General features: G+C 73.7%; 10 protein-coding genes. 4 read left to right on the top strand and 6 right to left on the bottom strand.

Annotated elements, in window-relative coordinates:
* Positions 1-231 precede the first annotated feature (231 nt).
* Positions 232-1,722: an MDR family MFS transporter gene (locus BI06_RS17145; protein ID WP_082558571.1), complete on the bottom strand. Its 1,491-nt coding sequence runs from the start codon at positions 1,720-1,722 to the stop codon at positions 232-234.
* Positions 1,723-1,910: 188 nt separating this feature from the next.
* Positions 1,911-2,384 carry a MarR family winged helix-turn-helix transcriptional regulator gene (locus BI06_RS17150; protein ID WP_043468918.1) on the bottom strand — a complete coding sequence of 158 codons (474 nt, stop codon included), beginning with the start codon at positions 2,382-2,384 and terminating at the stop codon, positions 1,911-1,913.
* A gap of 111 nt (positions 2,385-2,495) precedes the next feature.
* On the opposite strand from BI06_RS17150, the gene BI06_RS17155 reads away from it, so the two are divergent.
* Positions 2,496-3,593: an ABC transporter permease gene (locus tag BI06_RS17155; protein ID WP_107113339.1), complete on the top strand. Its 1,098-nt coding sequence runs from the start codon at positions 2,496-2,498 to the stop codon at positions 3,591-3,593.
* 16 nt (positions 3,594-3,609) lie between these two features.
* Here the strand turns inward: BI06_RS17155 and BI06_RS17160 are convergent, their stop codons facing one another.
* The 4 genes from BI06_RS17160 to BI06_RS17175 all read right to left on the bottom strand — a co-directional run bounded on the left by BI06_RS17160 (position 3,610) and on the right by BI06_RS17175 (position 8,947).
* On the bottom strand, positions 3,610-4,824 hold the full coding sequence (locus BI06_RS17160; RefSeq protein WP_030392839.1) for an ROK family transcriptional regulator: 1,215 nt from the start codon (positions 4,822-4,824) through the stop codon (positions 3,610-3,612).
* 37 nt (positions 4,825-4,861) lie between these two features.
* Positions 4,862-5,395 carry a GtrA family protein gene (locus BI06_RS17165; RefSeq protein ID WP_051741154.1) on the bottom strand — a complete coding sequence of 178 codons (534 nt, stop codon included), beginning with the start codon at positions 5,393-5,395 and terminating at the stop codon, positions 4,862-4,864.
* A 98-nt stretch (positions 5,396-5,493) separates the two neighbouring features.
* Complete coding sequence (lon, locus tag BI06_RS17170) at positions 5,494-7,947, bottom strand: endopeptidase La (protein ID WP_030392841.1); 2,454 nt, start codon at positions 7,945-7,947, stop codon at positions 5,494-5,496.
* Between the two features lie 223 nt (positions 7,948-8,170).
* Positions 8,171-8,947: a rhomboid-like protein gene (locus BI06_RS17175; protein ID WP_051741156.1), complete on the bottom strand. Its 777-nt coding sequence runs from the start codon at positions 8,945-8,947 to the stop codon at positions 8,171-8,173.
* A gap of 549 nt (positions 8,948-9,496) precedes the next feature.
* Here BI06_RS17175 and BI06_RS17180 point away from each other — a divergent pair.
* The 3 genes from BI06_RS17180 to BI06_RS53615 form a co-directional block, all read left to right on the top strand.
* Entirely contained in the window at positions 9,497-10,234 is a 738-nt protein-coding gene (locus BI06_RS17180; RefSeq protein ID WP_093864899.1) for a response regulator transcription factor, read from the top strand.
* Between the two features lie 89 nt (positions 10,235-10,323).
* Positions 10,324-11,454: a cell wall metabolism sensor histidine kinase WalK gene (locus BI06_RS17185; protein WP_030392843.1), complete on the top strand. Its 1,131-nt coding sequence runs from the start codon at positions 10,324-10,326 to the stop codon at positions 11,452-11,454.
* A gap of 349 nt (positions 11,455-11,803) precedes the next feature.
* A partial coding sequence (locus tag BI06_RS53615) for an alpha-ketoglutarate decarboxylase (protein WP_043468920.1) occupies positions 11,804-12,108 on the top strand: 305 nt, incomplete at its 3' end.

Here is a 12,108-nt window from a genome sequence, read left to right on the forward strand (position 1 = left end):
CCTCCGGCCGTTTCCGTACCCGTCCCCCGGGCCGACAGCCGCCGACCCGCCCCCGGCCCTCCGTTCCCCTTCCCGTTCCCGTTCCCGGCCCGGACGCCCGCCCGCGTGCCGAGACACGCACGACCCGGACACCGCACGACCCGGGCCTCGGACGACCCGCACAGGGCACCCAACGCCGGACGCCCGCCCAGTGATCGGGCGGGCGTCCGGTCGGACGGGGTCCTGGGCGGATCAGTCCTGAGCGGTGCGCAGCACCGTCTCGCGGATGAACAGCACCGTGACGAAGGCCAGCAGCGCGAACGGCGCCGCGACCAGGAACACCACCCCGACCCCGTGCCCGAAGGCGTCGGTGACCAGCGGCACCAGCGGCGCGGGCAGCTTGTGCAGGTCCGGGATGCCGCCGCCGAGCGCGCCGCCGGCCGGGACGTGCGCGGCGGCCAGGTTCTCGGCGAGGTAGTGGCCGACCCGGTTGTTCATCAGCGCGCCGAGCGCGGAGACGCCCATCGCGCCGCCCATGGTGCGGAAGAAGGTGACCACCGAGCTGGCCGCGCCGAGCTCGGCGCGCGGCACGGTGTTCTGCACGGCGAGGACGAGGTTCTGCATGGTGAGGCCGAGGCCGATGCCGGTGATCGCCATGTAGACCGAGAGCAGGCCGTAGGCCGTGTCGGCCCGGGCGGTGCCGAGCAGGGCGAAGCCGACGGCGAGCAGCAGGGTGCCGGCGACCAGGTAGGCCTTCCACTTGCCGTACTTGGTGATCAGCCGGCCGGCCACGGTGGACGAGACGGCCAGGCCGAGGATCATCGGCAGGGTCATCAGCCCGGCCACCGTCGGGGACTTGTCCCGGGCGAGCTGGAAGTACTGGCTGAGGAACGTGGTGGCGCCGTACATCCCGATCCCGACCAGGACGCTGGCCAGCGCGGACAGGGTGACCGTCCGGTGCCGGAACAGGTGCGGCGGGATGATCGGCTCGGCGGCGCGGCGCTCGACCACGACGGCCAGGCCGCCGAGCAGCAGTCCGCCGCCGACCATGGCCGCGGTCTGCCAGGAGAGCCAGGCGTAGTTCTTGCCGGCCAGGGTGATCCAGATCATCAGCAGGCTGACCGCGCCGGTGATCACCAGTGCGCCCAGGTAGTCGATCCGCACCTTGCGCCGGACCACCGGCAGCTTCAGGGTCCGCTGCAGCACCAGGATGGCGGCCAGCGCGAAGGGGATGCCGACGTAGAAGCACCAGCGCCAGCCGAGCCAGGAGGTGTCCACGATGACGCCGCCGATCAGCGGGCCGCCGATGGTGGCGAGGGCGAAGACGGCGCCGAAGTAGCCGCTGTACCGGCCGCGCTCGCGCGGCGGGACCATCGCGGCCAGGCAGATCTGGGCGAGCGCGGTGACGCCGCCGGCGCCGATGCCCTGGAGGGCGCGGCAGGCGATCAGCTGGCCGGTGTTCTGGGAGAAGCCGGCCAGCGCGGAGGAGGCGATGTAGATGACCAGCGCGATCTGCAGCAGCAGCTTCTTGCTGGCGAGGTCGGAGAGCTTGCCCCAGATCGGGGTGGAGGCGGTGAGGGTGAGCAGGGTCGCGGTGATCACCCAGGTGTAGGCGGACTGGCCGCCGTGCAGATCGGTGAGGATCCGGGGCAGTGCGTTGGAGACGACGGTCGACGAGAGCACGGCGACGAAGAGGCCGAGCAGCAGGCCGGAGAGCGCCTCCATCACCTGCCTGTGCGTCATCGGTTGGTCGGTGGCGGCGGCGGCTCCGGTCGAGGCAGTCGGGGTGGCGGTGGCGGTCATCAAGGTCCTTCGGGATAGTTGCCTGACGCAACCATAGGCCGAGATGGTTGACTGGGGCAACCTTCTTCAAGAACAAGTAAAGCCCGGACCGACCCACGGCCCGGGCCACCGAAGGACCACTCCGGCGCTCAGGCGCTCGGCACGGCCGCCTCGCCCACCACATCGTTGAAGCGGTGCAGCAGCTCGGCGAAGCGGACCACGTCCTCCTCCGACCAGTCGGCCATCAGCTCCCGCACCCGGCCCATCCGCGCGTCCCGGGCGGCCAGGAACCGCCGCCGGCCGTCCTCGGTGAGCGAGACCAGCGCCGACCGGCGGTCCAGCGGGTCCGCCTCCCGGGCCAGCAGGCCCAGCTCCTCCAGCGCCCGGATCTGCCGGCTGATGGTCGCCTTGCCGACCGCGAAGTGCACGCCGACGTCGGTCACCCGCACCGGCCCGGCCTGCTCGACATGGCCCAGCAGGCTGTACGCCATGCCCTCCAGCTGCGGATGGACCCGCCGGGACAGCTCCGCCACCCGGGCCCGGCCGCGCCGGAACAGCACCCCGACCTCGCGCTCCACGGCCAGCAGGGGCTGCTCGTCGCGCTCCTCGTTCGGCTCCTTCACCGCGCCAGTATCCCGCAGCCCGTCCGGGCCGCTGCGGCGCGGGAGAAACACAGAGGAAACTAGTTCATGCTATTAAGTATCCGGTTTCCCCCGATACACAAGGAGATGTGCATGACCTCCGCCCCCGGGCAACAGGCAGGGCAGGAACCCGTACAGGAACCGGCGCGGGCATCGGCCCCGGAACCGAGGAAGGGCTTCGCCGCCGAGCTGAAGGGCGCGGTCACCCCGCGCGCGGCGATGCTGGTCATCGGCGTGCTGCTGCTCCAGCTCGGCTTCGTCACCTCGTACGTCGGCGCCCTGCACCACCCCGCCCCGCACGAACTGTCGATCGCGGTGGTCGCCCCGCCGCAGGTCTCCCCCAAGTTCGTCCAGGGCCTGGAGTCCGTCCCGGACCAGGCCGTGAAGGCCGTCACCGCGCCGGACGCGGAGACCGCCACCCAGCAGATCAAGGACCAGAAGGTCTACGCCGCGCTGGTGGTGGACCCGGCGTCCACCGAGGACGTGCTGCTGGTCGCCAACGCGCGCGGCCCGTCCGCCGCCCGGGCCGCCGAGAGCATCGTCACCGGCCTGGAGAAGACCCAGGGCCGCACCGTGAAGGTCGAGGACGTGGTGCCGCTCGCCAAGGGCGACGCCAACGGCCTCTCCTCCTTCTACCTGGTGATCGGCTGGTGCGTCGGCGGCTACCTGGTCGCGTCCATCCTCGGCGTCAGCGCCGGGGCCAAGCCCGCCAACACCAACCGGGCGCTGATCCGCCTCGGCACGCTGGCGCTCTACTCGGTCGCGGCCGGCATCGGCGGCGCGATCATCGTGAAGTCGGTGCTGGACGCGCTGCCCGGGCCGTTCTGGTCGATGTCCGCCGTCGGCGCGCTGGTGGTCTTCGCGGTGGGCGCGTTCACCATGGCGCTGCAGTGCCTGTTCGACATCATCGGCATCGGCGTCGCGGTGCTGCTCTTCGTGGTGCTCGGCAACCCCAGCGCGGGCGGCGTCTTCCCGCCGCCGCTGATGCCGCCGTTCTGGCGGGCGATCGGGGCCTGGTTCCCGAACGGCGCGGGCACCGACGCGACCCGCTCCATCGCCTACTTCGACGGCACCGCGCTGACCCGGCCGCTGCTGGTGCTGCTGGCCTGGGCCCTGGCCGGGGTCGCGGTGACCTTCGCCGCCGTGCTGCGCCGGCCCTCGCACCGCAGCCGCGAGCTGATCGAGGGCTGACCACCGCTCCCGGCCCTCAGGCCTCCAGCCGGCCCGGATCGGCGAGCACCGACCGGACCACTCCCGCCGCGGCTCCCAGCAGGGGGCCGCGGCGGCCCAGTCGGGAGACCGTCAGCCGCTCGTCAGCCCAGGGGCGGACGGTCACCCGGGCGGCCAGCTCGGCCCGCATCGCGGGCAGCAGCCAGGGCGCCAACTGCGCGTAGCCTCCGCCCAGCACCACCTCCGCCGGGTCCAGCAGGTTGACCGCGCCCGCCGAGGCGATCCCCAGCGCGGTGCCGGCCCCGGCGAGCGCCTGCCGCACCTCCTCGTCCCCGGCCTCGGCCCGTTCGGCGAGCAGCGCCACCCAGTCGCCCCGGATGCCCTCCAGACCGGCTTCGCGCAGCACCGCCGCCTCCCCCGCGTACTGCTCCAGGCAGCCGTGCGCCCCGCAGGCGCAGCGCGGACCGTCCGGACGCACCGGGACGTGCCCCAGCTCGCCCGCGAAGCCGCGCGCGCCGCGCAGCAGCCGGCCCTCCACCACGATCGCCGAACCGATCCCGGCCTCGGCGGAGACGTGCAGGAAGTGCTCCGGCCCGCCGCCGAGCCAGAGCTCGGCGAGCCCGCCGAGGTTGGCCTCGTTGTCGGCCCGCATCGGCAGCTCGGCCAGCTCCCCCGCGCCGGCGGCGCGCAGCGCGAGCCGCAGCTCGGCGGCGAGCGGCACCTCCTCCCAGCCCAGGTTGGCGGCCCGCTGGAGCAGTGCGCCGTCGATCCCGACCAGTCCGGGCACGGCCAGGGCCAGCCCGGCCGGGCGCAGTCCGGCCTCGGCGGCGGCCCGGCGGACGAGTTCGGCGAGGTCGGCCATCACGGCGGCCGGGCGCCGGCCCCGGTTGCGGATCTCCTGGCGGCGCCAGGCGCGGACCTCGCCGCGCAGGTCGACCACGCAGGCGCCCAGGTGCTCCACCCCGATCTCGGCGCCGAGGCCGCCCGGGCCGTCCGGGTTGAGACCGAGCGCGGTGCCGGGGCGGCCGACCTTGCCGCTGGGCGCGGCCGGGCCCTCCTCGACCACCAGTCCGGCCCCGATCAGCTCCTCGGCGAGCGAGGAGACCGCGGCCCTGGTCAGCCCGGTCCCGGCGGCCACCTCGGCGCGCGAGCGCGGGGCGCGCGCGATCACACCGAGCACCAGCGCCAGATTGGCCCGGCGCATCCCCTGCTGGCTCGCGGGCCCGGTCGGGGCGCCGTCCGTCTCACGCATCACCCTCACCCGCTCCCGCTCCCGCTCCCGCCGCGGCTCACTGCCCTTCCGAGCCTAGGACCCCGACGCCCGCGGGGCTTCCCGCCGCGGCCTCCTCCACCCGGGTGAAGACCCAGCGCTGCATGGCCCAGAAGCGGAACAGCATCGCCACGAAGGTGCCCAGCACCATCCCGCTCAGGAAGTCGGCCAGCTCCTGGGTGAACGGGCTGACCCAGGGCTCGCGCAGGTTCAGCAGGTAGCGCGAGGCGATCAGCGGCAGGTCGTTGACCGCCACGGCGACGGCGCTCACCAGGACGAACAGCAGCGGTTCGCGCCGGCGCCAGGAGGAGCGGAAGGACCACCGCCGGTTGAGCAGATAGGAGAGGACGGTGCCGACCACGGTCGCCACGGTGAGCGCCAGCACCGGCTTGCTCGGCATGACGGTGAACCGCAGCGCGTAGTTGATCAGCACGGTCAGGGCGAAGCAGCCGCTGCCGACCAGCAGGAACTTCACCAGCCGCCGGTGCCGGACCAGGGCCGGACGCACCCGGCCCGGTACCCGGGCCAGGACGCGCTGGGTGAGGGACGGCATCCTCGCAGTCTGGCACGGCGGACGGAGCCCGTCCCGTCCGGCGGACCGGGGCGGGACGGGCTCCGTGCGGGGCCGCCGGACCGGGGCCCGGCCGGGGATCAGGCGACGGCGGCCAGCACCTCGGCCGGCTCCAGGGCCAGCCGCAGCACCTCCCGGACGTCGGCGACCGGGTGCACGGTGAGCCGCTCCAGCACCTCGGCCGGGACGTCGTCCAGGTCGGCCTCGTTGCGCCGGGGGATGATCACCGTGGTGACCCCGGCCCGGTCGGCGGCGAGCAGCTTCTGCTTCACCCCGCCGATCGGCAGCACCCGCCCGGTCAGCGACACCTCACCGGTCATCGCCACATCGGCGCGCACCTTGCGCCCGGAGAGCAGCGAGGCCAGCGCGGTGGTCATGGTGATGCCGGCACTCGGACCGTCCTTGGGGACGGCGCCCGCCGGGATGTGCAGGTGCACTCCCCGGTCCCGCAGCGAGGTGACCGGCAGCTCCAGCTCGGCCCCGCGCGAGCGCAGGTAGGAGAGCGCGATGTGCGCGGACTCCTTCATGACGTCGCCCAGCTGGCCGGTCAGGGTCAGCCCGGTGCCGCCGGTCTCGGCGTCGGCGAGCGAGGCCTCGATGAAGAGGACGTCGCCGCCGGCCCCGGTGACCGCCAGGCCGGTCGCCACCCCGGGCACCGCGGTGCGGCGCTCGGCGGGCTCCTGGGCCGCCTCCGGCACGTGGTGCGGCCGGCCGATCAGGCCGCGCAGCTGCTCCGCGCCGATCGCGGCGGGCAGCTCGCGCTCCCCCAGCTCGGTCTGTGCGGCAACCTTGCGCAGCACCCGGGCGATCGCCCGTTCGAGGTTCCGGACGCCGGCCTCGCGGGTGTACTCGCCCGCGAGCCTGCGCAGCGCCGGCTCGTCGACCGCGACCTCCTCGTCCTTGAGCCCGGCCCGCTCCAGCTGGCGCGGGAGCAGGTGGTCGCGGGCGATGACGACCTTCTCGTCCTCGGTGTAGCCGTCCAGGCGGACCAGCTCCATCCGGTCGAGCAGCGGCTCGGGGATGGACTCCAGCACGTTGGCGGTGGCGAGGAAGACCACGTCGGAGAGGTCGAGCTCGACCTCCAGGTAGTGGTCCCGGAAGGTGTGGTTCTGCGCCGGGTCGAGCACCTCCAGCAGGGCGGCGGCCGGGTCGCCCCGGTAGTCGGAGCCGACCTTGTCGATCTCGTCGAGCAGGACGACCGGGTTCATCGAGCCGGCCTCCTTGAGCGCCCGGACCAGCCGGCCGGGCAGCGCGCCGACGTAGGTGCGCCGGTGGCCGCGGATCTCGGCCTCGTCCCGGACGCCGCCGAGCGAGACCCGGACGAAGGTGCGGCCCATGGCGCGGGCCACCGACTCGCCGAGCGAGGTCTTGCCGACACCGGGCGGGCCGACCAGCGCGAGCACCGCGCCGCCCGCCCGCCGTCCGCCGCCCTTCGGGGCGACGGCCTCGTCCGAGGCGTCCGGCTGCCCCGGGAGCGCCTGCCCCGCGGCCGCCTGCTCGGCCCGGCGCTTGCGGACGGCCAGGTACTCGACGATGCGGTCCTTGACGTCGGCCAGGCCGGCGTGGTCGGCGTCCAGTACCGCGCGGGCGCCGGCGATGTCGTAGCTGTCCTCGGTGCGCTCGTTCCAGGGCAGCTCCAGCACGGTGTCCAGCCAGGTGCGGATCCAGGAGCCCTCGGGCGACTGGTCGCTGGCCCGCTCCAGCTTGTCGACCTCCTTGAGGGCGGCCTCGCGGACCTTCTCCGGGAGGTCGGCGGCCTCGACCCGGGTGCGGTAGTCGTCCTCCTCGTCGGCCGGGTCGCCGTTCAGCTCGGCCAGCTCCTTGCGGACGGCCTCCAGCTGGCGGCGGAGCAGGAACTCCTTCTGCTGCTTGGCGACGCCCTCCTCGACGTCCTTGCGGATGGTGTCGTTGACCTCCTCCTCGGCGAGGTGGTCCCGGAGCAGGCCGAGCGCGTACTCCAGTCGCGCGACCTGGTCGGCCTCCAGCAGCACCTTGAGCTTCTGCTCGGCGGTGGCGAAGGGCGCGTAGCCGATGTTGTCGGCGAGCTCGCCGACGCCCTCGATCGCGGCCACCCGGTCGACGATCTGCCAGGCGCCGCGCCGCCGCAGCCACTGGGTGGAGAGCGACTTGTACTCCTTGACCAGCTCGGCGGCCCGACCGGCCACCGGGGTGCCGACCGAGGACTCGCGGAACGGCGTGGTCTCCACCCAGAGCGCGGCGCCGGGTCCGGTGGTGCCGACGCCGATCCGCACCCGGCGCACCGCGCGGACCAGCGCGGCCGGGTCGCCGTCCGCCAGCCGGCCGACCTGCTCGACGGTGGCGAGGGTGCCGGCCGCCGCGTAGGAGCCGTCCACCCTCGGGACCAGCAGCACCTGGGGCTTCCCGGCACCGCCGGTGGCCGCGGCGCGCGCGGCCTCGACGGCGGCGCGGACCTCGGCGTCCTTCAGGTCCAGCGGGACGACCATGCCCGGCAGGACGACCTCGTCGTCGAGCGGCAGCACGGGCAGGGTGAGCGGTGTGGACGTCGATGCCATGATCTCTCCCCGGTCAGTGAACTTGAGTCGACCTGACTAAGGCTTGGCGGCCGCCGGATGTTCCCCGTCGCGCGTTCGCCGTCAGCGAACGCAACGGGCTCATCGAGGGCCGTCGCGGGGCCGTCAAAAAGGCCCGGTACGCGAACCGGGAAGCGGTCCCACCGGACGGACCCCGGCACGCACCCCCGTCCCGCGGGCCCGGGAGCACCCCCGACGCACGGACTCAGGAGCGGCCCGACACCACGGCCCCGCGGGCCGCGGACGCGGGCCGGGACAGTTCGGCGGGCACCCCGAGCCGGGCGCGGCGCGGCCGGTGGCCGTCCCAGCGCCGCAGCCAGCGCCACAGCGCCACCCCCGCCAGCAGCGCCACCGGATGGCCGATCCCGGTGACGAGGTCCCGGTCGGCGGCGATCTGCTCGGCGATCAGCGCCACCGCCAGCGCGAGCACGGCCGCGCGCCCGGCCGGCCGGAGCAGCCCGGCCAGCGCGCCGAGGCTGGCGAGCACGCCGTAGCTGACGCCGATGTCGAGGTAGTCCATGGCGGCCGGCTCCAGCCGGCCGGTCTCCACCGCGACCACGACCACCCCCTGGGAGAGCAGGGTGGCGGCGACGTGCCCGGCCGCGAAGACCACGGCCGCCCGACCGGGGCCGACCCGGCGCTCCAGCGGCGCGACGGTGAAGGCGAAGGCCCAGAGGTAGGGCATCCAGACCGGCCCGGCCACCCAGAAGCCGCTGAACAGCAGCGCGCGCAGCGGGTGCTGCAACAGGTTGTGCCCGTCCGAGCTGGAGGCCTCCTGGAGCCGGAGCACGAGCTCCGGGGCGGCCAGCCCGGCGAAGGTGGTGGTGGCGCCGACCACGGCGAGGTAGCCGAGGGCGAAGGGATTGCGGCGCAGGGTGGGCACCCGGGCCAGGATCCAGTCGACCGCGCCGGTCCGCAGGCCGGCCCGGAGCATCCCGTACGGCGGCCCGCCGTGCCCGGCGGGCGCCTGTCGCTCCGTCATGCCGCCTCCGCTCCAACGCCCGCAGCCGTCACCCGCGCGTGTCCAACGTACCGGCGCGTACCGGAAATCCCACCCCCACGAATTTGTCGTGGTCACGGTACGTCCGACAGCTGGGAGTCCGCTGGGAGAACGCCGTGAGGATCCGGGGTCCGCACCGGCCCGCATTGGTCCAGACCTTCTACCCCTTTCGGGGCCGCTTTCCGCCCTGACCGGCGGCTTGGTGTCAACTCATGTGCATACGTACCGTTACAGAGTGAAAAAACGCCGGGTAAGGTATCGGCCCGTGCCCACTTCCCGGTGGGCCCGAAAGCCGGTCCGACCGACCGGTCCGCGGGCCGGAAATGTCCGGTCCACCTGCCGGGAATCACCTGCGGTCCGTACGCTGCGAGGTGTACGGGAGACGGAGAGCGGCCCACGCCCTCGCCGTCACCCCCGCACGCGACGGGACGGCGGACCCGGCACAGTCCACGACGGAACAAGACTACGAAGCGGAGCCTTCGCCATCCCCACAGGTGGCCGGCCCGCAGCCCTGGGGGCGGTGGCGTGACCGTGACAGAAATTCAGCAGGACAACCAGAACACCGGCGGCACGGTGAGCAGCCAGCGCAGAGTGCTGGTGGTGGAGGACGAACCCACGATCGCCGAGTCGATCGCGGCCCGGTTGGGCGCGGAGGGCTTCAAGGTGGCGGTGGCCCACGACGGCCCCGGCGCCGTCGACGGCTTCCACACCTGGCAGCCGGACCTCGTCGTCCTCGACATCATGCTGCCCGGCTTCGACGGACTGGAGGTGTGCCGCCGGATCCAGGCCCAGCGCCCGGTGCCGGTCCTGATGCTCACCGCGCGGGACGACGAGACGGACCTGCTGGTCGGCCTCGGCGTCGGTGCCGACGACTACATGACCAAGCCCTTCTCCATGCGCGAACTGGCCGCCCGGGTCAATGTGCTGCTGCGCCGCGTCGAGCGTGCCCAGCAGGCCGCCCGGACGCCCGCGCTGGGCAGCCTGCGCTTCGGCGAGCTGGAGATCGACCATGTGCAGCGCCGGGTCCGGCTGGCCTCGGGCGACGTCCACCTGACGCCGACCGAGTTCGACCTGCTCGCCTGCCTGGCCGCCCAGCCGCGCGCCGTGCTCACCCGTGAACAACTGCTGGCCGAGGTCTGGGACTGGACGGACGCGTCCGGCACCCGCACCGTCGACAGCCACGTCAAGGCACTGCGCCGCAAGATCGGCGCCAGCTGGATCCGCACCGTGCACGGTGTCGGGTACGCGCTGGAGGCCCCGCTCTCGTAGCGGCACCACCCTCGGACAACGGGCCGCCGGGGGGCCCGCTGTCCCGAACCGCCGTGCGGCGGACCCACGCGGGGGACCACAGGGGACCAATGACCTTTCCACAGCAACGCAACGGGGACATCGACGGCAGTCGGCCGCCCACCCTGGCCGCCCGCGCCGCGAAACGGGTCTGGGCCGACATCCGGCCGCTCGACCCGGTCCGCTCCATCAAGGGCAAACTCGCCCTCCTGGTGATCGTCTCGGTCTTCCTGGCCACCGGCATGGTGGTCGTGGCGATCCGGTCCGAGACCCAGATCCGGATCATCATGATCTTCTCGATGATCGCCTCGCTGCTCTTCATGCAGTTCCTCGCGCACGGGCTGACCGCCCCGCTGCGCGACATGACCGCCGCCGCCCGCGCGATGGCCTCCGGCGACTACAGCCGCCGGGTCGAGGTGAACTCGCGCGACGAGATCGGCGAGCTCGCCGCGACCTTCAACCAGATGGCGTCCGACCTGGAGGCCGCCGACCGGCACCGGCGCGAGCTGGTCGCCAATGTCTCGCACGAGCTGCGCACGCCGATCGCCGCGCTGCGGGCCGTGCTGGAGAACGTGGTCGACGGCGTCGTCCAGCCCAACCCGGCGACCCTGGGTGCCGCGCTGGAGCAGACCGAGCGGCTCGGCCGGCTGGTCACCCACCTGCTCGACCTCTCCAAGATCGACGACGGTGTGGTCGACCTGGACGCGCGCCCGTTCGAGGTGCGCGAGTTCCTGGACGGCGTGCTGCGCGGGGTCACCGTGGACGGCGCCACGGCCGGCGGGGCGTTCTCCCGGCGCGGCGACGTCCGGCTCGCCCTGGAGGTGAGCCCGGCCGGGCTGACCGGCGTCGCCGACACCGAACGGCTCCACCAGGTGGTGGCCAACCTGGTCGACAACGCCTGCAAGCACTCCCCGCCCGGCGGCACCGTGACGGTGCGGGCCAGGCCCGACGAGGGGCCCGGGGCCCTGCTGCTGGAGGTCGAGGACGAGGGTCCCGGCATCCCGGCGGCGGACCGGGCCAGGGTCTTCGAGCGGTTCGGCCGCAGCGGCACCGCGACCGCCTCCGGTCCCGGCTCCGACGGCGGGACCGGCCTGGGCCTGGCCATCGCCCGCTGGGCGGTGGACCTGCACGGCGGGCGGATCGAGGTGGCCGAGGCGGCGCGCGGCTGCCGGATCGAGGTCCGGCTGCCCGGCCCGCGCTGACCGCCGTCCGCGTCGTGGCGCCGGGCCCGGACCCACGACGCGGACGGACCGGCGGCACCGGGACGACTGCTGCGTGCACCGGGACGGATGTCACAGATCCGACACAGTGCACAAAGAGGATCGACGCCCACCTTTGTCCGTTTTTGTCACCCTTTGGGCGGCGATCGGAAGCGGTCGGTTCCCCGCCGATGTGGCTTTCTAACGCACATTTCCAGCCAATCCGCAGGTCAGGACTGTGATCTGGGCGACGCCTGCCCCCCGGGGACTGCGCGATCACTGGTCGGAGGCGTAGCCTTAATCCCCGCTGTCCAAACATCCCAAAAGGAAGCGGAAGAGGGCGGTTGCCGCCGTGTCGCCACAGTCCCCTGAACACCCCAACAGCTCGGCTAGCTCCACTGGCTTCGGCCCCAATGAGTGGCTCGTCGACGAGATCTACCAGCAGTACCTCCAGGACCCGAACTCGGTCGACCGAGCCTGGTGGGACTTTTTCGCCGACTACAAGCCCGGTACCGAGGTGACCCCAGTGACCCAGGCCGCGACCCAGGTCGGCGTGACGCCGACCCCCGCCGCCGCCCCCGCGTCCGCTCCGGCCGTCCAGGCCCCCGCCGCCCCGGCCGCCCCCGCGCCGGTGCAGCAGGCCCCGACGGCTCCCGC

It is taken from the genome of Kitasatospora sp. MBT66 (assembly GCF_000710405.2).
In the GTDB taxonomy this organism is placed as follows: domain Bacteria; phylum Actinomycetota; class Actinomycetes; order Streptomycetales; family Streptomycetaceae; genus Kitasatospora; species Kitasatospora purpeofusca.